At 38.0% G+C, this 25,767-nt stretch carries 29 protein-coding genes; 8 read left to right on the top strand and 21 right to left on the bottom strand.

Translation table 11 applies throughout. The features are described 5' to 3' along the window. Positions 1 to 54: 54 nt before the first annotated feature. Together NST24_RS08960 and NST24_RS08955 are read right to left on the bottom strand one after the other, a co-directional pair. On the bottom strand, positions 55 to 468 hold the full coding sequence (locus tag NST24_RS08960) for an Rrf2 family transcriptional regulator (RefSeq protein WP_144678744.1): 414 nt from the start codon (positions 466 to 468) through the stop codon (positions 55 to 57). A gap of 48 nt (positions 469 to 516) precedes the next feature. Next, complete coding sequence (locus NST24_RS08955) at positions 517 to 990, bottom strand: VOC family protein (RefSeq protein ID WP_053215847.1); 474 nt, start codon at positions 988 to 990, stop codon at positions 517 to 519. A gap of 159 nt (positions 991 to 1,149) precedes the next feature. On the opposite strand from NST24_RS08955, the gene NST24_RS08950 reads away from it, so the two are divergent. Next, positions 1,150 to 1,593, top strand: a complete 444-nt coding sequence (locus NST24_RS08950; RefSeq protein ID WP_007499382.1) for a DUF2188 domain-containing protein — start codon at positions 1,150 to 1,152, stop codon at positions 1,591 to 1,593. 28 nt (positions 1,594 to 1,621) lie between these two features. Here the strand turns inward: NST24_RS08950 and NST24_RS08945 are convergent, their stop codons facing one another. Beyond that, positions 1,622 to 2,470: a Ku protein gene (locus NST24_RS08945; RefSeq protein ID WP_035391954.1), complete on the bottom strand. Its 849-nt coding sequence runs from the start codon at positions 2,468 to 2,470 to the stop codon at positions 1,622 to 1,624. Between the two features lie 115 nt (positions 2,471 to 2,585). On the opposite strand from NST24_RS08945, the gene NST24_RS08940 reads away from it, so the two are divergent. Both NST24_RS08940 and NST24_RS08935 read left to right on the top strand, forming a co-directional pair. Continuing rightward, a complete protein-coding gene (locus NST24_RS08940) occupies positions 2,586 to 4,451 on the top strand; it encodes a DNA ligase D (RefSeq protein WP_342462570.1) in 1,866 nt (621 codons plus the stop codon). Positions 4,452 to 4,485: 34 nt separating this feature from the next. After that, positions 4,486 to 5,181: a YoaK family protein gene (locus NST24_RS08935; protein ID WP_008343947.1), complete on the top strand. Its 696-nt coding sequence runs from the start codon at positions 4,486 to 4,488 to the stop codon at positions 5,179 to 5,181. 39 nt (positions 5,182 to 5,220) lie between these two features. Here the strand turns inward: NST24_RS08935 and NST24_RS08930 are convergent, their stop codons facing one another. From NST24_RS08930 to NST24_RS08910, 5 genes are all read right to left on the bottom strand, one after another. Continuing rightward, the gene (locus NST24_RS08930; protein ID WP_024719106.1) at positions 5,221 to 5,442 is read right to left on the bottom strand and encodes a hypothetical protein; all 222 of its coding nucleotides are present in this window, start codon (positions 5,440 to 5,442) and stop codon (positions 5,221 to 5,223) included. A 462-nt stretch (positions 5,443 to 5,904) separates the two neighbouring features. Then, positions 5,905 to 7,017, bottom strand: a complete 1,113-nt coding sequence (locus NST24_RS08925; RefSeq protein WP_096881452.1) for a tetratricopeptide repeat protein — start codon at positions 7,015 to 7,017, stop codon at positions 5,905 to 5,907. A gap of 244 nt (positions 7,018 to 7,261) precedes the next feature. Further along, positions 7,262 to 8,092 (bottom strand): collagen-like protein, encoded by an 831-nt coding sequence (locus tag NST24_RS08920; RefSeq protein WP_342462569.1) that lies wholly within the window; start codon positions 8,090 to 8,092, stop codon positions 7,262 to 7,264. A 44-nt stretch (positions 8,093 to 8,136) separates the two neighbouring features. After that, the gene (locus NST24_RS08915; RefSeq protein WP_008343952.1) at positions 8,137 to 8,481 is read right to left on the bottom strand and encodes an S-Ena type endospore appendage; all 345 of its coding nucleotides are present in this window, start codon (positions 8,479 to 8,481) and stop codon (positions 8,137 to 8,139) included. 74 nt (positions 8,482 to 8,555) lie between these two features. After that, positions 8,556 to 9,209, bottom strand: a complete 654-nt coding sequence (locus tag NST24_RS08910) for a CotZ-related putative spore coat protein (protein ID WP_096881450.1) — start codon at positions 9,207 to 9,209, stop codon at positions 8,556 to 8,558. Between the two features lie 385 nt (positions 9,210 to 9,594). Here NST24_RS08910 and NST24_RS08905 point away from each other — a divergent pair, with 385 nt between their 5' ends. Beyond that, on the top strand, positions 9,595 to 9,966 hold the full coding sequence (locus tag NST24_RS08905; protein ID WP_017357912.1) for an iron chaperone: 372 nt from the start codon (positions 9,595 to 9,597) through the stop codon (positions 9,964 to 9,966). 169 nt (positions 9,967 to 10,135) lie between these two features. Here NST24_RS08905 and NST24_RS08900 read toward each other — a convergent pair whose 3' ends face one another. Further along, entirely contained in the window at positions 10,136 to 10,606 is a 471-nt protein-coding gene (locus NST24_RS08900) for an undecaprenyl-diphosphatase (RefSeq protein ID WP_342462568.1), read from the bottom strand. A gap of 140 nt (positions 10,607 to 10,746) precedes the next feature. Beyond that, positions 10,747 to 11,289 carry a GNAT family N-acetyltransferase gene (locus NST24_RS08895; RefSeq protein ID WP_342462567.1) on the bottom strand — a complete coding sequence of 181 codons (543 nt, stop codon included), beginning with the start codon at positions 11,287 to 11,289 and terminating at the stop codon, positions 10,747 to 10,749. 186 nt (positions 11,290 to 11,475) lie between these two features. On the opposite strand from NST24_RS08895, the gene NST24_RS08890 reads away from it, so the two are divergent. Then, entirely contained in the window at positions 11,476 to 11,937 is a 462-nt protein-coding gene (locus tag NST24_RS08890; protein ID WP_072367228.1) for a macro domain-containing protein, read from the top strand. Between the two features lie 69 nt (positions 11,938 to 12,006). Here NST24_RS08890 and NST24_RS08885 read toward each other — a convergent pair whose 3' ends face one another. The 3 genes from NST24_RS08885 to NST24_RS08875 all read right to left on the bottom strand — a co-directional run bounded on the left by NST24_RS08885 (position 12,007) and on the right by NST24_RS08875 (position 14,983). Next, a complete protein-coding gene (locus NST24_RS08885) occupies positions 12,007 to 12,489 on the bottom strand; it encodes a TIGR01741 family protein (protein WP_008343959.1) in 483 nt (160 codons plus the stop codon). Positions 12,490 to 12,494: 5 nt separating this feature from the next. Continuing rightward, complete coding sequence (locus NST24_RS08880) at positions 12,495 to 14,420, bottom strand: T7SS effector LXG polymorphic toxin (RefSeq protein ID WP_342462566.1); 1,926 nt, start codon at positions 14,418 to 14,420, stop codon at positions 12,495 to 12,497. Between the two features lie 143 nt (positions 14,421 to 14,563). Continuing rightward, the gene (locus tag NST24_RS08875) at positions 14,564 to 14,983 is read right to left on the bottom strand and encodes a MarR family transcriptional regulator (protein ID WP_317329262.1); all 420 of its coding nucleotides are present in this window, start codon (positions 14,981 to 14,983) and stop codon (positions 14,564 to 14,566) included. Positions 14,984 to 15,095: 112 nt separating this feature from the next. Between NST24_RS08875 and NST24_RS08870 the strand changes: the two genes are divergently transcribed. After that, positions 15,096 to 16,082 (top strand): YhdH/YhfP family quinone oxidoreductase, encoded by a 987-nt coding sequence (locus tag NST24_RS08870; RefSeq protein WP_342462565.1) that lies wholly within the window; start codon positions 15,096 to 15,098, stop codon positions 16,080 to 16,082. 132 nt (positions 16,083 to 16,214) lie between these two features. On the opposite strand, the gene NST24_RS08865 is transcribed toward NST24_RS08870, so the two are convergent. The 6 genes from NST24_RS08865 to NST24_RS08840 form a co-directional block, all read right to left on the bottom strand. After that, entirely contained in the window at positions 16,215 to 16,445 is a 231-nt protein-coding gene (locus tag NST24_RS08865) for a hypothetical protein (protein WP_281215169.1), read from the bottom strand. A 1,038-nt stretch (positions 16,446 to 17,483) separates the two neighbouring features. Next, a complete protein-coding gene (locus tag NST24_RS08860) occupies positions 17,484 to 17,837 on the bottom strand; it encodes a hypothetical protein (protein WP_342462564.1) in 354 nt (117 codons plus the stop codon). A gap of 360 nt (positions 17,838 to 18,197) precedes the next feature. Next, on the bottom strand, positions 18,198 to 19,517 hold the full coding sequence (locus tag NST24_RS08855; protein ID WP_342462563.1) for a collagen-like protein: 1,320 nt from the start codon (positions 19,515 to 19,517) through the stop codon (positions 18,198 to 18,200). A gap of 670 nt (positions 19,518 to 20,187) precedes the next feature. Next, positions 20,188 to 20,358 (bottom strand): hypothetical protein, encoded by a 171-nt coding sequence (locus NST24_RS08850; protein ID WP_342462562.1) that lies wholly within the window; start codon positions 20,356 to 20,358, stop codon positions 20,188 to 20,190. Positions 20,359 to 20,929: 571 nt separating this feature from the next. Then, positions 20,930 to 22,036 carry a Rap family tetratricopeptide repeat protein gene (locus NST24_RS08845; RefSeq protein WP_342462561.1) on the bottom strand — a complete coding sequence of 369 codons (1,107 nt, stop codon included), beginning with the start codon at positions 22,034 to 22,036 and terminating at the stop codon, positions 20,930 to 20,932. A 200-nt stretch (positions 22,037 to 22,236) separates the two neighbouring features. After that, positions 22,237 to 23,076, bottom strand: a complete 840-nt coding sequence (locus NST24_RS08840; RefSeq protein ID WP_342462560.1) for an SMI1/KNR4 family protein — start codon at positions 23,074 to 23,076, stop codon at positions 22,237 to 22,239. A 191-nt stretch (positions 23,077 to 23,267) separates the two neighbouring features. Here NST24_RS08840 and NST24_RS08835 point away from each other — a divergent pair, with 191 nt between their 5' ends. Together NST24_RS08835 and NST24_RS08830 are read left to right on the top strand one after the other, a co-directional pair. Continuing rightward, a complete protein-coding gene (locus tag NST24_RS08835) occupies positions 23,268 to 23,687 on the top strand; it encodes a stress protein (protein WP_342462559.1) in 420 nt (139 codons plus the stop codon). A gap of 34 nt (positions 23,688 to 23,721) precedes the next feature. Beyond that, the gene (locus tag NST24_RS08830) at positions 23,722 to 23,982 is read left to right on the top strand and encodes a YesK family protein (RefSeq protein WP_342462558.1); all 261 of its coding nucleotides are present in this window, start codon (positions 23,722 to 23,724) and stop codon (positions 23,980 to 23,982) included. A 511-nt stretch (positions 23,983 to 24,493) separates the two neighbouring features. On the opposite strand, the gene NST24_RS08825 is transcribed toward NST24_RS08830, so the two are convergent. Both NST24_RS08825 and NST24_RS08820 read right to left on the bottom strand, forming a co-directional pair. Continuing rightward, the gene (locus NST24_RS08825) at positions 24,494 to 24,841 is read right to left on the bottom strand and encodes a hypothetical protein (RefSeq protein ID WP_342462557.1); all 348 of its coding nucleotides are present in this window, start codon (positions 24,839 to 24,841) and stop codon (positions 24,494 to 24,496) included. A 495-nt stretch (positions 24,842 to 25,336) separates the two neighbouring features. Continuing rightward, positions 25,337 to 25,597: a group-specific protein gene (locus NST24_RS08820; RefSeq protein WP_160757669.1), complete on the bottom strand. Its 261-nt coding sequence runs from the start codon at positions 25,595 to 25,597 to the stop codon at positions 25,337 to 25,339. Between the last annotated feature and the right edge of the window lie 170 nt (positions 25,598 to 25,767).

Raw genomic sequence — 25,767 nt, 5'->3', positions numbered from 1 at the left:
TAATCAAAACGGTTACAACTAAGGGGTAAAAAAAGCTCTATGTATGAGCTTTTTCTACTTCGCCTCGATTAATAATTGCTTAATTGTCACTTGTTTAAGATGATGCTCAAGTGCAGACTGTGCTTCTTTGAGTTCTTTCCGCAGTCTCGTATCCATGGCTTGACCAATTCGACACGCAATGACTGGTTGATGAAAATTAAACAACTCTTCATCTTCGATTACATCCACAGCCCGGTACACATCTAGCAGTGTGATGTCCTCTGCCGGTCTTTTTAAGGAAGCACCGCCTACTCCGCGGCGAATCTCAATGAGATCCGCTTTTTTCAGCATAGCCATCATTTTTCGTATAATGACAGGATTTGAATTGACACTTTCCGCAATAAAATCCCCTGTACACTCTTTTGAAACACCCGCAATAAATGACAAAATATGAACAGCAATGGTATACCTGCTGCTAATTTGTTTCACATTCCTTCACCACCGTTGTAACCAATATAGTGACAATGAATGGATTTGTCAATCAATAAACGGATTTTTCTTTCTTTCCCAATCTTCAAATGTCATCATCTCATGATGTTCTGCTGCATCAATTTCTAGCGGTGCAATACATTCAAGCAGATTTCCATCGGGATCAAGAAAATAAATGGCGGCATGAAATTGTGGTGGATTATCAAGTACTAAAGGCTGTTGCTCTTCCGAAAAGCCAAACATCGGATGTATGCTGATCCCTTTTTCTATCAGCCATTCTTTGATCTGTGCAATGCTGGATGTTTCCATTTGGAAGGCAACATGCCGAGTCGCTGGATGATATGGAATAGTGGACATATCCGCTTTCCATATGCCAAGCCAGCTCTTTCCTTTCTCAATCCATAAAAAGGCCACTCTTTCATTTTCATAAGCAAGTGTTAATTCCAACTTTTCAAAAAATGAAATGGATGCCTTGATATCACTCACAGGCAAATGCGCTTCATACAAACCTTTCAACATCATTTCAATCACTCCTTTACTATCTTCTATTGTGCAGGAATTGAAAACATTCTTCCTCAGCAAAACGATGTATTTCAACCAAGCCATTGGATTGAGATGGTTAAATGTTTGATCCATTGCATATGGGGGAAGGTGTTCAAATAAAAGAAAGGAGCGTTCAATATGCCTTGGACAATGGAAGATTATCCAGCTTCATTCCAATCATTAGACAAAGTCATTCGAAAAAAAGCACTTGAGATTGCCAACAAAATGGTGCAGGAAGGCTATGAAGAAGGTAGAGCGATTCCAATTGCGATCAATCAAGCGAAAGAGTGGAAAAAGAATGCGACGGAAAAAGAAATGGAGGACTTTCACTCTCATGGTTCTGTGACTCCTTCTAAGAAAAGCAGCTCTGCACGACCTGAGCTCATGGATCATGCGCAGCATGTCGTGAAACATGATGAAGGCTGGGCGGTTCAAACTGAAAAAGCGAAGCGTGCAAGTGAGGTAAAAGAAACGAAACAGGAAGCCATCGACCGCGCGAAAGAGATTTCATCTAAAAAAGGAACAGCAGTTGTCATCCACCGAACAGACGGGACGATTCAGGATGTGGTGAAGCCAAAATAAGACCGCCCTTTGGCGAGCGGTCTTTTCTTTATGCATTCTTTTCTTTTTTAGCGGGTGCTTTTCTTTTCTTAGGTGCTGCTTTTTTCGTTTTTTCTGGTTTTGATCGATCGATAGAAGCCTGCAAAGCGGCCATCAAATCAGTGACATTGGATGAAGCCTCTTTTTTACCTGTCGTTTCTGGTTGAACGGTATGTTCTCCGGAGATTTTGTCTCCAATTACATTCATCAGCTGCTCTCTGTATTCATCCCGATAAGCGGCTGGATCGAATGTGGTGGTCAGCTGCTCAATTAAAAGGAGTGCTGTATCTAACTCTTTCTTCACGATATTTTCCTCTTGCGGGATATTCGGGACGTCTGATACTTGCCTAATTTCGTCAGGGAAATGAATGGTTTCCATTAGTAAAATATGTTCGTAGCACCTAACAATCGCTAATTGCTCCTTTGAGCGAATCATGATCTTGGCTACACCGATTTTCCCTGATTCTTGTAACGCTTTTCTTAATAATGAATAAGCCTTTGCTCCGCCGGTATCTGGAGATAGAAAATAACTTCTTTCATAATAGATGGGGTCGATCTCTTCTATCTTCACAAAATCAATGATTTCGACGGCTTTTTCTTCATTTTCTTTTCTCAGCCTTTCGAGTTCTTCCTCATCCAATTCAATGAATTTATTTTTGGCATACTCGTACGCTTTTACAATTTGCTCTGGCGCTACCTCCTCGCCGCAGTTAGCACAAACCTTTTTGTAGTTAATCGGCGTATGGCATTCTTTATGAAGCTGTCTTAATTTAATATCTTTGTTTTCTGTAGCGGTAAACAGCTTGACTGGAATATTCACCAGTCCGAAGCTAATGCCACCCTTCCATACTGTATGCATCGTAACGCCTCCGTTCTTTTCTCCTTACTATGTAATGTTTTCATCAGAGTTATGTATGTTTATGAAAATTTCATCCCACTCTAAGAACACATGATGTAAGGAAGTGAAAAACACAATGAAACCGATGCGTTTAACGTCTGCACATGATATTCCTGTTGGAGCAGACTGGCTGTATGAATTAAAATATGACGGCTTCAGGGCCATTCTTATTTGGGAAAAAGACACCATCCATTTAGAGAGCAGAGCCGGAAAGCGATTAAATGAACAATTTCCTGAAGTCATTGATCAGTGCCAGCAACTAACAAAGCAGCTTGCACCTTTTTTACCGCTGACCCTAGATGGAGAATTGGTCTTTTTACTGAGTGAACAAGAAAGCGACTTTACAAAGGTTCAGCAAAGAGGCCGGCTGAAAAACACAGAAACCATTCAACGCCAGGCTAAGCGGTTTCCATGTCATTTGATTGCATTTGATCTATTGAGATTTAAAGGGAAATCCCTCGTTGATTTACCGCTGATTGAAAGAAAAGCTGAGCTGCATGAGGTGTTCCAAGAAGCAAATCTTCCTCCCTCCGTTCAGTTGAATCACCCCTCTCTTCTTCAAATCATCCAAACCGATAGCAGCCCTGATGACATGAAAAAAATCATGCTGACCTATTTAGCGGAAGGATTAGTTGCTAAAAAGAAGATGAGTAAATGGCAGGAGCATACCCGCTCGAAAGAATGGCTCAAAATCAAAAATTGGCGGTATGTATCTGTCATCGTGACTCGTTTTGATAAAGACAATGGCTATTTTCAAGGATGTCTTTATCAAGAAACGAATCTCATAGAGGTTGTCCAATTTAAGCATGGTTTTTCTAAAGAAGAAGAACAAACCCTGCGCACCTTATTTCTAACCAAAGGTCAAATGACTGGAGCATCACATTATGAAATCCCACCATCCATTGTCGCAAAGATTGCCTGTATCTCTTTTGATGGATCAGCCTTGCGAGAGCCCCGGTTTTCTTCGTTTTTATTCGATGCAGACCCAGCAACGTGTACCTTTCAACACATGCTCAAACAGCTTTATCCGCTCCCAGCTTTGATTGACATCACCCACCCAGAGAAACCGGTTGTACCTGCCCTTCATATCACAAAGGCAGATTACTTACTTTATTTGAGGCAAGCCGCTCCCTATTTATTACCCTTTTTACGTGAAAGACGTCTTACGTTAATACGCTTTCCTCATGGCACTGGTGGAGAATCTTTTTATCAAAAGGCAACGCCCGATTATGCGCCTGATTTTGTTGAGACAGATCAAGCGCACGATATTTCTTACACAATCTGTAATGATCCTAACACGTTGCTTTGGCTTGGTAACCAGCTGGCGATGGAATTTCATATTCCTTTTGAAACGAGAGATACAGATCGACCTGTAGAAATTGTATTTGATTTAGATCCGCCTTCTGTTAAAGCGTTTCACCTAGCAATAGAAGCAGCCAAACGAATCAAGGTCATTTTAGATGGACTCTTTCTCACCGCATTTATTAAAACAAGTGGTGGGAAAGGGCTGCAAGTTTATATCCCATTGAAGAAAAATGCCTTCACATATGAACAAACTAGACAATTCACTGCGTTCATCTGCCAATTTTTATGTGAACAAGCACCCGAGCTGTTTACGCTAGAGCGTCTAAAGAAAAACCGCGGCAACCGTTTATATTTAGACTACCTTCAACATGATGCTGGAAAAACAATCATCGCCCCGTATTCCCCGAGAGGAAACGAGCTCGGACTTGTTGCAACACCGATTGAATGGGAAGAATTAAACAGCGAAGAATGTCACCCTTCTTTATTTACGATGCCGGCTGTTATGAAACGTCTAAAGGAAAAAGGCGACCCATTCCGGCAAATGAGGCACCATGTGAATGATGATTCTTTTCGACAAGTTTTATATCAGCTGCAGGACATGTTACCAGCTCATAAAATGGACATACGCGGTCATTAAGCGTTACACTTATTCATTAGAGAGAAAGAAAGGGATGACCATTTTGACCGCACACTCAATACGAAACATTGCCCTGATGTTCTTATGTCTTACCGCAGGAATAGTGGATGTTATTGGCTATTTAAGCCTAGGGCACGTGTTTACAGCAAATATGACGGGAAATATAGTACTGCTTGGCATTGCAGCAGGCAGTTCATTGCAGTTAACCGCTCTTCATTCCATCACGGCACTTAGCGGATTTGTTCTAGGTGTTTTACTAGCTGTTGTCATAGGTGGAAAACAAGAAAAAACATTTTGGCCAAAAGCCGTTACACGCATCTTTATCATAGAAGTCATCATCTTGCTTCTATTTGCTCTTATGACCATTTTTCCTTATACGCAAGGTGCTTATTTTATGCTGATTATCCTTTTAAGTATGGCGATGGGCATGCAAACGGCGGCCGCACGCAAATTAAATGTCGCTGGCATTTCTACAACAGTTTTAACGAGTACACTTGCTAACTTATTTGAAGATTTGGCGCAACGCTTATCAAATCGGGAAAAAAGAAAAGCCCCTATTCAACATGTGAGCTTGCTGCGAATCGGTTCTATTGTCTTTTACTGCCTAGGAGCTGCTTTAGCTGCGTATACAGATGCGTACGATCCGTTTATCATCATTTGGCTGCCTATTTGCATCCTAGGGGTTATTGTGATCACAGCTACATTTAAGCACTTTCACCAATTGAAATAGCCAATCTTAGATGGCTATTTCAATCACTGTGATGAAACATTAATAACTTCTTACATAAAAACCAGGAGGACGCCCCATAATGAATGTGGAGCCATATGGAGAATATCCAGAAAACGTCCCGAACCCCCCATATCCAGGGTAACCTCCTAAGCCCGAGAACACGCCAGGGCTCACATAATACCCGCCAAAGCCAATATGGGGTCCCACTGCTCCGCCGCTAAAACCGCCGCCATGAAAGCCTCCATACACCCGTGAATCCATACAATCACCTGCCTTCAACTTACACCTCATCTCATCATATGCGTGACAAATGGAGCGGTGTTCCCTCTTTTGTAACAATTTCTATGTACAATAGACCAATTTGATGAAATTTGAATGAAAAGTCCTGCAAAAAATTAAATTAAGCAAAGAAAGGTGACCTTTTTAACTTGTTGCTCTGCCCTATGTTTATTTAGAATAATGGAGCAGGTAACAAATTTGCACACCCCCTTTGTTGCGAATTCTTCTTATTAAACGTTCTTGCAGCGTTTAATAAGAAGAGCCTATTTTCACCCATATAAAAAACCCTTGCTGATCATCATCAACAAGGGCGAGATATGATTGGGTGATTAACCACCAATGATTTTTTCTGCTACTTCGAAAGAACCCGCTACATTTTCAGTTAAAACAGCCGCAGCGACCGCTAAACCTACAACGAATAATACTTTTAATCCTGTTTTCATCTTATATCAACCCCATTCTTTTCATATGTAAATCCGCTTCTAAACTTTTATTCAAGTAAAAAACAGACTGCTCATATAGTGCTTGATTTTCACAATACTTTGCAGCAAAGTGAGAAAGCTCTTTCACTTCATGATATTCATTCTTTTCTTCTAACTTTCTTAATTTCTCATTAATTTGCTGAAATCTTTGTGGCACATTCGTTAAGTAAAGATCATGTACGATGCCTATTTTGAGCTGAAACACTTCATGAGAAGCTTCTTTCATTCGGGCATATGCAGCCTCTATATACTGGCTTGCACGCTGCTTTTCACCAATCACACAGAGTTCCCGGCTGATCAGATACGTAGAATGGAAAAAGAAATCTGAATCATAATACTCTTGATGAGACAATGCTTTTTCAAGATGTCGTATAGATTCTTTCGGTTTATTCCAAAATGAATATAAAATGGCCACATTATGGTGGTGCTGAGCCAGCATAAAATCATCCTGTTCGCTAGTCAACACCTCTTCCGCTAAACGATAATTCTCAAGCGCTTCTTCGTACCTGCCAATCTCTGTAAGGTTGGCTGCAATAAGAGAATATGAAAGTGCAGTTCTTCTTTCATAGTGCTTGTGACGTTTATAGACGTGTAGAGCCCTACGAATATAACTTAATGAAAGCATAATATGACTCAGGCGATAGTAAAGCCACGCGACCTTAAAATCAAAATCAGCGCGTTCGATTTCACTTGGAATTTTATCTAAGAGCTTTTCCGCACTTTGATACATCTGTAATGCAACCTCATAATTCCCCTGATGCTGTTCATACACACCCTCATAAAAATCAAAATAATAAGCAAGGCGATTAGACAAATCATCATCTTTTTTCCCATAATGGCCTTCTATACTTTTCGTTGAAACATTGCCCTTTTGCCCTCTTAAATTGTACATCAGAATATGATGCCTTTTCTCTAGAAGAGAATAATACATGAGGATGTCATTATCATCAATTTCCTCTACTGCCTGTTTCGCTTTAGCAAATAGCCGTTCTGCCTCATCTGCATGATCTTTTTTGATTTCCATGTTCCAGTCATTTAATAGTGATGCCAATTCCGCCACAGGAACTTTGCTCATTCTACACCCCCAATCACCTTCAGCTACACCACATGATTTCACTAAATATGGAACTTCTATTAGCAATTGCTAATTCGTCCATTTGACATCATTTTAATATGAATCACTTGAATCTTCAATAACCGATTCCTTTGTTATTGCGTTTCTTTCTCCTAGTCAATGATGTATACACTAAAAATTCCGTCTTTTTTCTATTAAAGGACACGGTTGAATTGAAAAAAAGCCCTTATTGGGCTTTTTGGATTTATTCCAATCTGATAATGGTTAATGCCGCTCCAACAGATCCCCCGCCAAGTAATACTACGGTTGCGACTAAACCGAATATTTGAAGAGAAATTTGATTCCCTGCTGCAAGTGTTGTAATGAGAGATACATTGTAGGTAGATGTAGATAAAGCAGGTGTTAAAATAGACCCTGCTATGGGTGTTCCGTTGTTAATCACCCTTGTTCCTGCCAGAAGTGCAGCGCTTGTATTTACTTGATACGTGATAAAATACCGCCCTGAAACAGGTACCGTAAACACCGTATTACCACCACTTACGGTAAATCCATCTAAACTTTGGTTATTAGGCAGCGTCACTGCCGTTCCGCCTAAAACAACCAGCACCGTACTTCCCGACGTATTGGATGCGTACATCGAGTTAGTTGTTAAACTAGTACCGGTTGGACCTGTGACTCCAGTTGTGCCCGTTACTCCTGTTGAACCCGTGGCTCCCGTTGGACCAGTTACTCCTGTTGAACCTGTGGATCCCGTTGGACCCGTCGAGCCGGTTGCGCCGGTTACTCCTGTTGAACCCGTGGCTCCAGTTGCACCGGTTACTCCTGTTGAACCTGTGGCTCCCGTTGGACCTGTGTCACCTGTTGTGCCCGTTGCACCGGTTGGACCTGTGGCTCCCGTTGGGCCAGTTACTCCTGTTGAACCCGTGGCTCCAGTTGGACCAGTTACTCCTGTTGAGCCGGTTGGACCGGTTACTCCCGTTGAACCCGTGGCTCCAGTTGCACCGGTTACTCCTGTTGAACCCGTGGCTCCAGTCGGGCCGGTTATTCCTCCACACATATTAAGTTGGGCGCACATGTCTCTCACTACTTTCAAACTGTGGAATCTTCAAGACATACACACTAATACTGATAATTGAGAGAAAACGAAACGACAATACTTCCAGTCGAGGTTCCACCAGTAGCTAAAATCCCAATCGAGTTCAGATCACTGAGCGTAATGGATCGACTCTCTCCTGGCGGTACCGTGAAATCAGGAACAGCTGTACCGTTTACCTCTAAAGCCACAGTAGGTGCTACAGCCACAATCCCATTGTTTTCCACCATGATGGTTCCGTTTATGACATAAGGTGTTCCATCTGTCCAGACGACAACTGCATCAGCTGCTGCTGCTAAATCAAGTGTGAAGCATACTGCATCATTTACAAAGCCCGCTTGTTCATTACTACATCCGCCTAAAATAGCCATTTTAACCCTCCTTCAACCTAGTCTTGATAGACTATGATCCATTGATATTGGATGATTGTGCGATTATCACAGCTTCAAAGCTTTATTTTTCTTCTTTGCACCATGTTGATTTGCATGTCTAATCGTGCTTGCACATTTTCAGTTGATGGAGATTTCAAGATAAATTTCACATCTTTCACAGTAATCGCACGACTTTCTCCTTTTTGGACAAGAAGATCATAACAAAATGTACCAGTGTGAATCCTAATTGCGACTGGTACATCCTGATGATCTTGATGATGCAACACAACAGTTGCCGTATTGAGAAATTTTGTTCCATTCCGCCATACTTCCACCGAACTGGGCGTTGTGGAAAAACAAAGAAAGATGTGGTGAGATTCTATGTTTTTTAAAATAAGCGCATCATATACAGGAAGCCCTACTTCAATGATTCCACATAAAAAAGAAAGATCTACAAGAATTTTCGAACTGGATCGATACAAAACTTTTTGACAGCATGTTGATCTATTGCAACACGGTACAAGAAGTTCCAACACCACACAATTCTGCTTTTCATTGATAGAACTCAAAGAAAAATAGCAAGTCTTAAACACACTTCTTTCAAAAAACACCCATGAGTAAAAAGGTTCCCCATCTTCCATGGTGAGCAAAAAGGGAGAACTCATCGAACGTTTGTGAGTAAAGCCTTCTAATTTTGTTTGATTGTTTATCTCTTTTAGTTTACTCATCAACAGGTTTGTCACTTACAATCAGCCCAATTCCATGCTGTATACATAACTATATGGTCTTTTATCATATGTGCCTTTGACTATTTTGTGCGATTGGATTAGATGATGAGCATAGCTTTTCATTTTTCAAGTTTCTCTATATAATATGAACAAGAACTTTCCGTGCCTCAGTAGCTCTAGAAGGGAAGAGCGCCGTAAAACAATTGTAGCTAGCGGGTCGCAAGGCAAGGGTTTCAGAAGCACCGAAAAGCAAATGAGCTGAGACAGGTGAAACTCCTGTCGGTGAAATTCCGTAGGGAAGCGTGTTGCCCCCTAGCCTATGCTTACGAAAGGAGTGCGGGTTCGAATCCCGTCTGAGGCTTGATGAATATGGAGGATGAAAACAATGCAGGTTTTTGAAGAATATGTAAGCAATATCGGTCATCCAGAGCTGAAACAGCGCATGCAAGACATCTTACAATGGATTTCAGACACATTCCCTCAATTAGAGCCAAGAATTGCTTGGAATCAGCCCATGTTCACAGATCATGGCACATTTATTATCGGATTTAGCGTCGCAAAACACCACATTTCTGTCGCACCAGAAGGAAAAGGGATTGATCACTTTTCAGCAGATATTGTACAAGCTGGTTATGACCATGGAAAAAAGATGTTTCGGATGAAAGAAAGCTTACCGATTGACTATCCTCTGCTAAAAAAAATCATCGAATTTAACATTGAAGACAAAGCAGATTGTACTACATTTTGGCGAAAGTAATAAACACCCCGATCTGATGTCATAACAGATTGGGGTGTTTTTTCGTGGGATTTACATTCTATTTGGTTCTCTCTCCTGCCCATTTCTGCTCCACCCATTCATAGCACGACAGAAGCAGGCTAACGCCCTTTTGGAATAGCGGCAAATAAACAACGGTTCCCGCCGTTAATCAGGCGATCATAGCACCTACCAACACATCAAATGGATAATGAACACCTACCCAAATCCTTGAAAAGCCTACAGCGCAGGCAATGAAAAGCCAATAAATACGACGCTTGTGGAAAAGCCAAAAGACTATACAAATGGAAAAAATAAAAATGGTGTGATCACTCGGAAAAGAGTTGTTCACTTCCTTTTCGATTAAAAGATTGACTTGATTCAATTCTGCAAAGGGCTGTTGATTGGAATAAAAGAGCCCAGCGACTTTCCCTAACATCTCTGCCAAGATAAAGGTCAACCCAGCAGATATCATCATCCATCTGTTTCTTCTGCTCCGATTTTGAAACCACATGATCAAAAACATGATCGCAATGAACATCACTGAATATTCAGCCAATCCAATAAGAACTGGATTTAAGACATCGTGATTCATACTAAGTTGATTAATCGACCGAAATACCCGTTTATTAAACTCCTGCATCTCATTTCATTCCTTTTGCTTCGTTTAGGAAAAGGATAAATGAAAAAAGAAGCCCGTGACATCGATCGAGCGAACAAAATAAAGGGATCATCTCACATTTTTGTCACTTCGTTGTCATCCGGATACAAAGAAACAAAGCACTATTTAGAATGAAACTGCTCCCATTCTTTTTTCAGCAAAGCATATTGATAGGTGTTGTCATATTTAGGGGTGCCATCCTCATTTGTAGTAAATGAAACAAACTCAAGAAAGAGGCCTTCTTTCCTCATGCCTAAACGCTCACATAATGTTTGAGATCGATCATTGTCATCTTCTACATATGCATATAAGCGCCTTGCTCCTTGATTGACAAATAGATATGACAAGAGAGCTTCTGCACTTTCACGGGCATATCCCTTCCCTTCATATAACGCATGAAAATTCCAGCCAATTGAATACGTGTCAGGCTCATATTTTAAATGAAACAGTTCACCGATAATCAACTGACTTTCTTTTAAACAAATCGCCATATAAGAGTGATCTGCTTTTCTTTTTTGCACCTTAGCGACCGCTTCTTCTAATGTAGAGATTTGATCATCCAGAAAACAATTTACTCTTGGATGAGATAAGTATGCAAGCATTCCAGGTGCATCTTCATCGCGAAATGTTCTAAGAATTAACCGTTTTGTTTCTATTTTATCCATAAGGGTCTCCTTACTATTTCTTCTTTATCTTTCACTATTTTAGATGTCATGGACTGTTTTTGATCATTTGATCGCATGGACGTATCCATTTTTTAAACTCCAAGCGCTTTTTGTAATGAAATAATGTCATCAAAACTGATATAATAGAACATAAGTTTGCATTTTATTGAAAAGGGATGACTTGAAATGATCAAAACGGTAGAAGGCAATATCTTAGACGCAGAAGAAGATATCATCTGTCACCAAGTGAACTGTAAGGGTGTCATGGGAGCAGGATTAGCAAAGCAAATCAAAAGCAAATACCCAAATGTGTATAAAGACTATAAACGTTTATGTGCAGAACAAGGAGATGATTTATTAAGCTCCGTCCAGTTCATCACAACGAGCGACGGAAAAACCATTGCCAACTTATTCGCCCAAGTTGGATACGGAAGAAAAACAAAACAAACAGATGACGACGCATTACGCAGCTGCTTTGAACATCTAAAACAGACAGTGACAAATCTAAATGAAGAGAATCCCCTTCATTCTATCGCCATTCCTTATGGGATCGGCTGCGGCTTGGCAGGTGGCGATTGGACGGTTGTTCGAGAGATGATAGAAGAGGTCCTTGGTGAGTGTGAAGTGACGGTTTATCGGTTTAAATAGGTAAAATGAGAAATTCTTATGAAACAAATATTACAAAAACCCTCCTTCATTCATTTGGAGGGTCATTTGCTATTTGCTATTTTCTTCTTTATTTTTCAAATAATTTAGCACAGCTTCTTTATCTTTCTCGTCTTCTGGTAAAAACCCGAACGTTTTATACTCCCATACGGCTCTTCTCTGGATACCATAAAGCCCTATAGATAAAATATCTTCATAGCCATAATCAATCGAGAATTTCCCTGTTTTATCTAATTGTAGGGTAGCTGTTGTCCAAGCACCTAAATCATTTTGTATATATGCTTTTTTCAATTCTTCAAAAGTTTTACTTAGTTCGTATAATAAATGAATGTATGTTGACTTACTTACATTATATTTAAGTGGAATTTCATGTCCATAAACATACTCTTCACTATTAGTCTCGTTGAAACAAAATGTAATTCCAGCCGAATCATCAAGGATTTCTGCATACATCCAAACTTTATCCCAATCATATGGTATTAATTCATTAATTGATTCTGCTATCTTTTTATAATAGTGTTCTATTGATTCCATTATCTTTAACCTCCAGGTTGATTCTTGATAAATTCTTGAACATAACTTTTTCCTACTTTATATTCCACAAAAAAACTATCAGGTCTTAGCAAATCACCTTGATAAATAGGCTCAATACTTACCTCTACATGTTTAGGTGGAATCTCTTTGAGTGCAGCCAACCATTCCTGCTCCATGTTATACCATTTCCCGCCACTACGATTAATCTGGGAATTCATCGGAAGTAGGTTATCAATATCCCCAGACCCTTTAAAAATAGATGCAATTAAATGCCCTCCATCATCATCCAGCAATCGATCCGGCTTACCTGAATTGGATTGAGCATATTGATTTCTTTTGACCTCTCCGTATTTTAAATCACTTGCTTCGACTTTGACAATGCGGCCATAGTGATCTGTTGTGTAGGTGTAACCTTGCTTTGTTGAATAAACGACATTCGATTTTAATACCTTTTTGCGTTTCCAGCGCACATAGTGCTCTCCGTAACTGACAACGGTCGGTGGTGATTTGGGTGCTGGTAATCTTCTGCCTGTCTGAGAGATACCGTATCCTGAGTTGTTGTCTAGACGCTTTGCCATGGAGATGAGTTTATTTTTGAGATTTTCTCCGTCAAACACGTTATACGGCAGCTTCGGGCCACCAGCCATTTGAAACTTTGGTGAGTATGGCAATAAATTCGGAATGGTGACGTTACCGATTGATTTTGCCCCTTGTTCAAGGCCTTTCCTCACTGTTGTTTTGGCAGCTGTTGTCCCTGTTTTTGTGATGGCTCCTGCCCCTTTAGAACCAAAGACAATTTCTGCAAGAGAACCAGTCGCATAGGCGAACCAGTGTGACCGTGAATACGCGTCACCATTTATGACTTCTTTTTGGAATGAGTCTGAAATCGATTTTCCAATCGCTTTCGATGTTTCAATTGGATGTGAAACAGCCGTTACGACTGATTCCACAGCCCCACCTGGATCAGTGACAAGATCATAGATTCCCGTCACTGTATCTTTTGCCACATCATATAGACCCACTGCAGCACCTTTTACACTATCAACGAATACCTCCGATGCTTCTTCCTGTGCTTTGATTTGGATAAGCTGGCTGTAATACATTTTTTGATCATATGTGAGATTCTCATAACCGATCTCATCTACAATCTCAAAGTACTTCGCTTCTGATAGACACGAAGGATCATTGAGCTTTTCTTTCAGTTCTTTGATTCTTCGTTTTTCTTTTTCATCTTTTTTCACCTTTAAATAGGCTTTCACTTGAGCATCAATCTGATCATGGTTCTTGTACACGTCTGTCTCATGAAATGCTTTTGCATCATAATACATTGGCTGCGCATTCTTTCCTTTTCCAGTAGCAGCCATCATCTTTGCATAAAAAGTGTTGAGGTGGTTCTCAACCGCTTCTGACTTTGCGTATTCCGTTTTTAAATCATTGTCTATTTGATGTAAAACTTCAATGGTCTCTTTTCTTTTTTTGTTCGCATCATCTAAATGTTCATTGACCTCTTTACTTGAAAAAATATGTAATTCAATTAAATCACTGATATCGTCAAAAATAGTGGAAAGAGCCTCTTTTTGTTCTTTGACCATATCTTTATTGTTCTGAATCCCTTGTTTCAATTGAGTGTCTAAAAAGTGCTCATCAATAAAAGTACTCCCGCCTAATGATTCATCATCAAGCTTTCCTTTCACCCCATCTAAAAAAGCTTTCTGCATATCGATAAAATCAAGATATATGTCTGTGTACAGCGCAAGATCCTCATAAAAAGATTTGATATTGTCTGCACCTTTTCCAGTAAATTCATCACCTAAGCCCGACACACTTTTTAATGCTTTTTTCACAAGTTTCATTTCTTCTTGAAGCTCATGATAGGCCTTTGATCTCTGTTCTACAGCTGATAGTAAAGATGGAGCATCTAATATTTTCATATAAAAAAGACTCCTTTTATGGCATATTCTTTTACTAGAATACCATAAGGAGCCTGACACTTTAATCCACTTTATCGTTTTTTAACCAATTATCTATCAAAGCTACCTCTTGATACATAAGTAACTTGTTTTAAAGAAATCCATCATTGAAAGTTATTGATAATTGTATACAATGCTTTCTTTAGCACAACCTTATCATCATTTGACAAGTTTTGGAGCGCTGTATTGTTCAGCTCAATTGTTGCTGCTTCAACTTTATCTCTAATGTCTAAAGATTTTTGAGTCGCCTCTACTAAAATATTTCTTCGATTTTTTGGATCTATTGTGCGTTCAATTAAGTCCGCTTTTTGCATTTTATCTAAAATTCCAGAAACTGTTGAGGCTTCTAAATACACGAGTTCTCCAATTTGTTTAGGAGATAGCTGGCCCTCTCTCCACAAACAGTTCAACACACCATATTGAGCGGGTGTCAAATCACATTCCTCTAAAAGCTTACTAAAGTACTTAAACACTTTATTTTGACTAACACTTAGTAAAAAATTTATGCACTCTGATAATTCCATTTTATCTCCCCCACATTGACTTTACCTATAATATCATGGTAGTTTTTTAATTGAAACACTTTTGCACCAGAAATGTTTTGTGATAATATATTTTTAGAAAGGAAGATAAATAATGGATTCATTTAAAGCGATACTAGTGACAGAACAAAATGATCAAGTGAATTATGATCTTCAAAATGTAAGTGTGAATGATCTATCTGAAGGAGAAGTATTAATTAAAGTAGCATATTCTTCAATCAATTATAAAGATATGCTGGCTGTTCAAAAAAATGGAGGTGTTATTCGTAACTATCCGATGATTCCCGGAATTGATTTAAGTGGAACGATCGTTCATACAACAGATCATCGTTTTGTAGAGGGTCAACATGTTATTGTCACAGGTTTCGCTATGGGCATGAGCCACACTGGAGGTTTTTCTGAATATGCTAGAGTACCTGCGGATTGGATTGTTCCTTTGCCAAATAACTTGACTTTAAAAGAAGCAATGATTTTTGGAACAGCAGGCTTTACAGCCGCTCTTTCGATCATGGCTTTACAGGAAAATGGGATGAATACAAAAAATCAACCTCATATACTCGTTACAGGTTCAACTGGTGGAGTTGGTAGCATCGCGATACAATTATTATCTAAAATTGGGTATAAAAATATTAATGCTTTAGTGCGTAAAGATCATCAAGTCGACATTGCAAAATCTTTAGGAGCAACTGATGTCATTTTTGCAAACGAGTTAGGAGAGCTCAAAAAACCATTAAACAAGCAAAAATTTGACTTCGTCTTAGATACCGTAGGAGGAGATGTGGCTTCTGTCATAATACCTCAAATTTCTTATGGTGGAAGCATGAGCATGTGCGGGAATGCAGGTGGAATTAAATTAACAACAACTGTGTTACCTTTTATTTTAAGAGGGATCAACCTTCTAGGGATCGATTCTGTAAATGTACCAATCAATAAACGCAAAGTCATTTGGAACGAGATAGCAAACGAATGGAATATCGCCCAAACGACTCTAGTCAATGAGATTACTCTCGATACGTTACCTGAAACAATTGAATCCATTAAAAATGGCCAACATTTAGGAAGAACAATTATTAAATATTAAAATAACACAAACTCTATTTGAACTATATTATTCAAGACTACCAATCCATATACCCCATGCATCAATACCAAGTAAACACAAAGCTAAAAAAGGTGAAACTATACTCCACTAAATAATAAAAGAAAAACCCTATTATAAGGGTTTTTCTTTTTTGGAATCGTACTCTTTAATAATATCAATTGGATCAATCGCATCATCATCTTGTGTATATTCCTCTACATAAGGAGTAATTAATTTCTTAAACTGCTTTTCATCATCCACTAGAGCAATACAAGTTTCATACCCTTCAAAATCAGATGGGTATAAATTTGCAACAGCACTACCAGTTTTTAAAGCCATATCTATCGCATTTTTTAATTCCAATAGACCCTTCCTGTTTCCTAAAATCAATGCTTCTCTGTGATGAGTTTCTTGAGCATATATATTACACATCTCTAAAACATCATCATCCGCTTGAATAGACAGATAAAAGCACCTCCGAAATTAAATTTAGTTCATTATATAATTCATAATGTCAACAGGCCAAAGAGCCATGACCTCAAACGTCTGATCCCAAAAGTGATTGCGGACACCGCAAACAAAAATAGCTCATACTACTTAACTGTACTTTGCTCCTTTTTATATTTCATTACTTTTATAATTCTATAAACTATTACAGCAACATAGCACACAACTAAGGTAATCAGATATTCAAAAGGAAAATCTCTTTGTACACCTTGATAAAGAAAAATTGCCAAAAGGACTGTAAACAAAACTATTTGAAAAACTTCTTTTTTTATCATCCAAATCCCCCGATATACTTTCACTTACGTTTTATACTTTTAATTACGTTATGTTACCGTGAAATTATAAAACAATCAGTCTTAACATTCTACAGTCAGTTCCATATTTAGGATTTAAGTAACAAAATTGAAAGTATGTACTATATTTATTTTTATCTCAAATTGTTTTCTTCTCTTTCTTCATAAAAACATCCTGAAATTCTTCATAAATTTTTTTCGTTTTTTTCAGAATCCCATGCTTTATACAGCTCTCGCATAAATATATACAGTGAAATTGGGTAATACCCAAAGTTCCTCTAAGGGACACTGAAATTTTCCACTTCAAAAATCTTAATTAATTCATTTGTTTTTTTAGTATCTCTATACGCTGCCATCAAAGCAAATGGAGCACCTAATATAAAATAGACTCCTTTATGGCATATTCTTTTACCAGAATACCATAAGGAGCCTGACACTTTAATCCACTTTATCGTTTTTTAACCAATTAACCTCCAGAGCTACCTCTTGATGCAACTGTTTGGACATCTTCATGTAGAGGTTGAGTCAAACCGTTTGTAAAGAAAAGTGTACCTAGAGCTACCACAGCTAGTGAAAATGTAATAAAAACCGACTTCTTCAATTAATTCACTCCTTTTCCTACATACTGGCTTGCGAGTAAGGTTCTTTTATAGTAATTTAATGACTGTTTCAGCAAGCCTCTCCCCTTTAAATATTTCGCCACATCAACCAGAATCTCCTCTAAATCAACCCATACTCTTTTCTCTTCAAGCTCTAAACACAGATTGTTTATATTGTTCAATTGAGATTGATTTTTTTCATACAATAGTTCTTTTAACAATTTAAATTTTATTTGAAAAATAGTATGGTTGACTTGTTCTGGTAAAGAAATGCCTTGATCAATCCATTCAATCGCATCATTACTTTGACTTGAGATTTCTATTCTAGAAAATTCATATAGACATCTCATCTTCAATATTTTCTACCTCTTTATAATTCAACGTGCGCCTAAATAGTGCTGATGGTTCTTCTAGATTTTCTTTTTTGCTTTCTAGAAAACCCATGCTGAAGTAGCTTAATGCCTTATCATAATCTTGCAAGTAGTCATGATAGATCCCATTATAAAAGTAGAAGTAATATGACATGAGTTTATTTGTTTTTTCTTCTTTTTCGTCTGAGGCAATCCGCTGAAAGAATGGCTTGAACGTAAAAAGGCGCTCCCCATAATGAGGTACGCCTACTTATTTCCGATTTAATTTCCCAGTTTATTGCGTACTTTATCGAGCTATACCGAATTGTGACGGTAAGGATACTTTTCAACTACTAAAGGCTCATGCTATTCAATAATTCTGGTTAAGCGTAGTTCTGTATTGACGGACATTGCCTGGACAATTTGAGTCATATCCACTTCCACATCAGCATTAAACGGAACTAATATTATTTGATCACCAGCATTCAATTGACTGAACGCGAATATGACGGCGGTTTGACCAGGAACTGCTACCGTTGAGGAAATAGTAAGAATATTACTGGTTAGGTTTTGGATTCGAAAGTTGCTACTAGAGCTGTCAGCGGCCACTCTTAACCTTGCATCAATCAAGTAATATCCCGCTTGATTAACGGTTACAACATTATTTGTCAAAGTAAAAGAACCAGGAATGTTTTGTGATATATTGACGAGCGGTATTGGTGTATTCATTGTAATCACCGAAGGAGGAGCTGTGTCTTGTGATGTTCTTGTGAACAAGCCAACGAGCATACTTTGCGTAGGTCCAGTTGCACCAGTGGCTCCGGTTGGACCAGTAGCTCCTGTTACACCAGTGGCGCCGGTTGGTCCGGTATCTCCTGTTACACCAGTGGCGCCGGTTGGACCTGTAGCTCCTGTTACACCAGTGGCGCCGGTTGGACCTGTAGCTCCTGTTGCACCAGTGGCGCCGGTTGGACCTGTAGCTCCTGTTGCACCAGTGGCGCCGGTTGGTCCGATATCTCCAGTTACACCAGTGGCGCCGGTTGGACCTGTAGCTCCAGTTACACCAGTGGCGCCGGTTGGTCCGATATCTCCAGTTACACCAGTGGCTCCGGTTGGTCCGGTATCTCCAGTTACACCAGTGGCGCCGGTTGGACCAGTATCTCCTGTTACACCAGTGGCTCCGGTTGGACCAGTATCTCCAGTTACACCAGTTACTCCGGTTGCTCCTGTGCCTGTTGCACCTGTGGCGCCTGTATCTCCTGCAGCTGCTAACAAGGTATAATCTGGAGACGTACCTGGTGTACCTGTTGGCGACGCTGAATTCACTACATACGTACTTCCATCGAATGTCACCACTTGATCTACTGGATAGGTTGGGGCTACCTCTGGATCAAATGCCACGATGCCTGTTAAACCTACGCCAGTCGCTCCTGTTGCACCAGTGGCTCCTGCTGGACCCGCAGGACCTGCTGGGCCTCTTCTTCCTCTTCCCCCTGGCGGTCCTTGAATGACACAAACACAAGGATCTTTTCCGCAGCATAGATTTTTTACTGGTTTTCCTGACTTACCTTTCTTACAACTATCACATTCCCAGCCGTCATCCTTATAAGAATCATACCATCTTCCTCGTTTGTTATAATGCGAGTTAGATGTACACGATTTCCCACAATACCGGCATCTTTTCACATCAATCACCTCTTTCTCATTTTATGTAATTTGTACTATTTGGTGTTTTCTTAAAAACAATGATAATAAAACCTAATTTTAGGTGTTAAATTACTGAACCTTCTTTAACCTTGATAAATTTGAGAGGAGATTTTTTCTCAGGTGAAGTGAAATGATTCTTACGAGTTTGAGAACAATGCACTATATTTTTATTTGGACGTATGAAAAAGATGATTATAATATACATAAGGATGCGCCTCCAACACTCGCTTATAGAAACCCCCACAAAAACAAAAACCCCCTGAAGCCAATGGCTCCAAGGGGGTTTCTTTATTAATACTGAGACATATACTGATCGCGTTCCCATGGGTGAACTTGGGTTCTAATTATAACCTATACTGTCTTTACATGTCTTAGTTAATCATCAACGTTGATTTATAGAGATTTTCAACTTAAAAAAATAATACAAAATCATAAAATATTTTTAAATTGTGGGTGATTCGTGGGCGTTTTGTGGGTGTTTCCTAAAAGAATGGGAATTCATTATAAACCTAGTTTGATAAAACATAACAAATCCTATCTATAAAACAGACCCTTTAGGTCTGTTTTAATTTTATTGCGAAGTCTAATTAGAAAAAACTGATAAACCTTCTTTAATGGAATTACCGTTCCTAATTTCTTCAAATATGCTTCAATCAAGCTCCCCATCCCTTACCCTTTTATTGCTTAAACTTTGACAGACAATATTCTCCTGTAAATTACTATCTCGTTTTAACTCCTTCCTCCACCACTTAATCAAATAGTTATAGCAATCATTAATACGTGCGTCAACATTTGGTCCTTCAATGATTTTGACTTTCATATCAAATCACCTCCTGCAAGAAAAACGAGTTTACCAGTAGATATAAAAATGACCTGACTGAATATCAGCCAGGTTCATGAAGGGGTCAATCTTATTCTTATTATAACGAAATCCAAATCGTTAATCAAACATTTGTTCCCATCCGATTTTCAAAACTTCCCTAAATAAAGTAAAGTGTAATTGTGGATTTTTGATAGAAAGTATTGACTATAAAGAGAAAAAAGAAACTTTTGGTAAAGCAATAAAACGTATAGGGAACTCCTAATCTAACGGAAACTATAGTAATGATTAGCCCTATCCGTCCCCATGAAAAAACTGACCTTGCAGGGCCGGTTTTAAGTTTGCCTATACGTTTTGAGAAGTTGTGTTTTGATCAATTGAAACAGCAATGAAAATAGTAGATAATGTTCAAATATAAAAAGCCCTGAAAAGGGCTTTTTTACTAATAGACTTCATGCTTAACCAAAGTAGCCGTTTTCTGCGGTTTGAAAATCATTTGAGGAATTTATATGTATAGTGGTTGTGATCCCCATTAATAAGGTAAGGCTTAATATCATAACTTTCAGGTGCTTCATTCAGCTTCCTCCTCCATCCATGTCAATTTTTTGGCCTGTGATTCCAAACCTTCATCAAAGTATTTTGATGCCAGTTTGTAATTATCCTGCTTTTTATAAAATCTTGCTGCCATAATTGACAATTCTGCGGCATCTGTCCAAAGTTTTTGATTTTTCAGTACATCAAGAGCTGCGTCGAGCTGAATTTCATCATCTGTTACATATATTGAATGTATGATATTTAACTTAGCAATATACGCATTGTCAGCTAATTCATTCGCTAACATGAGTGACTCGTTGTGTGCATCCAGCCCTTCAGCTTTTTTATCTAACTGGAAGAGTACACGCGCTAACATGTAATTTGTTCTCATATACAGTGGTTTGTGTGGCTTTTTTAATTCAACCGAACAGACATTTTGTAAACATTCTAAAGCTAGCTGAAGCTTTCCTTGACGCTCATAACATATTCCAAGATTGAAATACCCTAGCGCTTGTGGAAAATCAATTTTAGATTCTGCTGCTAAATTGATAGCATCCTTATAGGTGGATTCAGCTTGTACAAATTGGTTTAAATCCATCTTATTTGATGCGATTACCATTAGAGTAGTAGCAACCCGACTCTCTTGTAAATCTGCTGATTTAAAGCTTTCTAAAGCTTTTTTGGCGTGGTTAATGGAGAAATGATTTTGTGCGATTTCGTAGTATGCAATCGAAAGCTGATAATTAAATTCAGCACGTTCTAAATCGTCAGGAACGTTTCGAAGTCGGGTCTCTGCAATATGATAATAGTTGATAGCGTCTGAAAAGCGCTTTTTATAAAACTCATACATGCCATTGAAGAAGAAATAATAATACTGAATCATGTCATCCGTTTTCTGCTTCTCTTCAATGTCTATTTGATTCAATATATCTTTTGATCCCTCAAACTCCTGCGCCAACATTTTGTATCTGGAATCAATCAAGTTAAAGTATAATAAGACATTTTGATCTTCTTCCATATTTTCAAAGGCTATTACGATCTCTTTTCTCTTATTTTCAGCCTTTAGAATGTCCTGTTTCTTTATATATCCGTACCAATCACCGATCATTTTAGCAACAAATGGGCTTGCTACTTTTTCTCCCAAATAAACCTCCCCCTATCCATTCCTTTATTTTCCCTATAATTACATATATTATCATCCGTTTGAATATTCCACACCGAAAAGAAACCGCAAAAAAGAACAAAAAAAGAGAGACGAATTCGCCTCTCCTATATGCCTTTATTATTTAATACTATCCCAAATCGACCTTTCACCAGTATGACCTGTCTTTGAGTGTTCAAAGCTTAATAAAGGAAACTTGTTTCCATAGCAATATTTTCTCCGAGATTCACTAATAGTGGATCATCATTTTTCTCTAAGAATTCAGCTATTTGATGAAGAATCTCACTAATTTTTTCGTTGATGGGCATATTTTGATTTAATAAGAAAATGCAGAGAATCGTATCACCTACTTGATAAAGCGCATCTTCATCTTTTGTTTTTTCAATGTGATATTGCATCTTTTTAAAAAACCATTCAATTTCGTTTAAATCAACCATCGGATAATATTGAATTTTATACAGATTATCTTCATCAAGGACGTCCAATTCAAATATGGCTTTAAGTTCTTCTTTACTTAAATGCTCTTCAGGAAGCTCATATTCACCCTCTGTTGCTTCCTCATCAACAGTGTACTCAGCTGTATAAAGCCCCTCAATGAATTTATCAAAGGAATCTGCTAATTTAAAGTCTTCTTCCATCTCAACATCAAAATAATGAATTGTAGGATTCTCTTTCGTTTTTCGATAATCCATCGCTACCCAAGTATGGCCATCCCCGTTGATCAAAACAAGCCCTTCTGGCAGCTCCCACTCTTTTATCAAATAGGCACTATCCATAATTCCTTCATCTTCAGCAATTCCCAGCAGGTAATTAAATTGAATATGATCCTCAGCCCATGAATTAGAGTGAGTGGTTGGAAAAGCATTATGAATGGTATAACCACCATTTTGCTCTAATATGAGCTTTTTATATGTATCTGGCAAAGTGACACCAAGTTTCTTTTCAGCTTTAGCTATTTCTGCTTCGTTGATCTTTTTTAACGTATAGTAACCTTCCTCGTCTATTTCCCAAAATGATTTCAAGATGAATGCCTCCTAGTAAAATATGCACATAAGTATACCATCTTGCTGAGTATATTTAACAATTCAGGCAAAATAAAAGAAGAATATTAGTTACTTAGTCATTCACGCTGTCTATTTTTGTCGAAACGATAGTAAAAAGAAGGTACTTCATGTAAAATTTCCTTTGCACCTAAAAATCAGGAGGATCCAATATGAAGAAATTATCTATATTCATTTTTATTTGTTTCATGATGCTAACAGCTTGCAGTAGCGCAGCATCAAATGAAAAACAGCTCACGACAGGCAATATTATTGAAGCTTTTAAAAGTGCTGGGCTTGAAGCAGAAAAACCATCTGATCTTAAACAAAAAGAGTTTGGAAATATAAGAGAAGAAGGAAAAAGAATTCTCGTTCCTTCCTTAGGTGAAAATGCTGGTGGAAGGATTTTTAAATTTGGAAATGAAACTGATTTACAGCAGGCGAAATCTTATTATGATGAGTTAGGAAATGCTGGATCTATGTTCTTCTCTCACACCTATTCAAAAGGAAACTTTTTATTACAAATGAACGGTGAAATGAAAGATTCTGAATTTGAAAAGTATAAGAAAGTAATGGATGAGGAAATAAAATAATTTCATATATTTTTAAAAGAAGGAAGGTCAATAAATGTCATCATTTTGGCTGCTAACAGTTATTATTACGATTGTTATATTGGGTGTTTCTTTGATCTTTAAAAGAAAGAATGCTCCTTTACAGTATGAAATACCATCGATTCTCATTCTCATAAGTATTATCTTATTATTAATAAGTTTTTTCGTAGGAAAGTGGGAAGGTTTAGGATTGGGTGCAATCAGTATATCTTTACTGGTTGCATCCGTGATCACTTTAATTATAAATGCCATCTTGAGTTATTCTAGTAGTAAATAACATAGAGCAACTTCAATTTCAGAAGTTGCTTACTTTTTAATCTTTATAGTACTCAAAGATATCCAGTATATCTTTTCCATCCATAAAAAGTATCGAAAAGGGGCATTATTGTACATCCTTATCAATCTGTTTCCTGAAAGAGATGGGTACTAGAACTGCTGCTTCTTTTTCTCACATTTTTCGAAAAACATCTCAAATTATTTAAAAGTGCTTTAACTTTCCATCAAGAAATTCCTTAACATTTTCGACATTTTGATCCTCTTTTTTATTCAATCTAAAATTGACCTCTTTTACAAAAGGTTCTGGGTTACCCAATAGATCACTGAAATTTATATCAATTATGTCATTTTCTTTATGTTCAAGCTCTTTTCGAATTCGCTTAAGGTTATCTTCATATATTTTTAAAATAAAATCGGCAGTTCGCTCACCAAAACCCTCTCTTAAAGCAAGTGAAGAAACAGATTCTTCAATAGGACGCCAAACAAATATAAAAGTGATATCAGAAATTTCCTCAAAAAAAAGGCTTCCAAATATCGAAAGTTAGTGCTGTACGAGGATCTTTTACTCCCCACACTGGTTTTACTTGATGACTAAGAAAAGAGCGAATTTGATCTTTAGGAAATTGGTTAGAAAGGACACTTGATCGTGAAGGAGGCGCAAACCAAAAAGAGTTTAATGACTCCAATATCTTGTCATTCATCATGACAAAATGAATATTCTCAAAATGCCCCTTCAGGTTTGAGCTAGATGGGCCGATTAACTGTTCTCCCATATGTATACCTAAATGATGCAACACCCCAGCTACAGCACTAGATCCAGACCGATGATTACATAATACTAAAAACAACTTGCTGTCCATGTTACTCACCTTCTCACAATGTAATGATATTTAAATGAATGTATTCAATCAGTATTCATTCCATTACACATTTTGATTTCCACACAACGAATTTTTTAGTGTCCATATATTGGTACTTTCTGATTCTAAAGACAATTGGTGTCAACTACATCATTTTTCAACAGTGATTTTTTTATCACTTTTTTGTGGGTGAATTGTGGGTTGATGCCTGCTTTATTTTGCAACACCCACAAAAATAAAAACCCCCTGAAGCCAATGGCTCCAAGGGGATTTCTTTATTAATACTGAGACATATACTGATCGCGTTCCCATGGGTGTACTTGGGTTCTAAACATATTTTGCATTATAATATGTGTTATTTGTAGTTTATTAACCCTGCTAAATCAACGTTTTGACAGATACATCCCTCATCTTAACTCATCTTAAATTATCCATTGGTGGTCAAATGGTGGTCAATTTGGTGGTCAAAATCACATTGAAATTAGCCCCATTGATTTACTGATTATTAATCCATTTTAATAAGAATTCTTTAGTTTGGGCTACAGGATAATACCACTTGTTCCCTATCTTTCTTTTGGGGAAATCTTTATCAAAGAAAAACTCTTTTTGCATAGTGTTCATACACATACTTGTCTGATATTCTAGCTCCTTAGTATTCCAAAACAGTTTTTCATTGTCGAGCTTATTTAAGTGTTTCGCCAATTCATCTATGTAAAGTTTTCTAACTTCTTCTTCATCAATTTTGATGTTTAACATTTAATTCCTACTTTCATTTTTTATTTTAATTACGACAATTTAAAAATTACAGAACGACGAATAAGGTGCAAGCATCATGCCCCACCCTTTGTTTTTAATAAACTTCATTAGTATTTAATTAAAACAAGCAGACAGGTAACATCTCCCTGTCTGCAAATTGAGCTTGTTTA

The organism is Bacillus sp. FSL R5-0286 (genome assembly GCF_038593245.1).
Lineage (GTDB): Bacteria > Bacillota > Bacilli > Bacillales > Bacillaceae > Bacillus > Bacillus altitudinis.
This window is presented reverse-complemented; position numbering and strand designations above follow the sequence as displayed.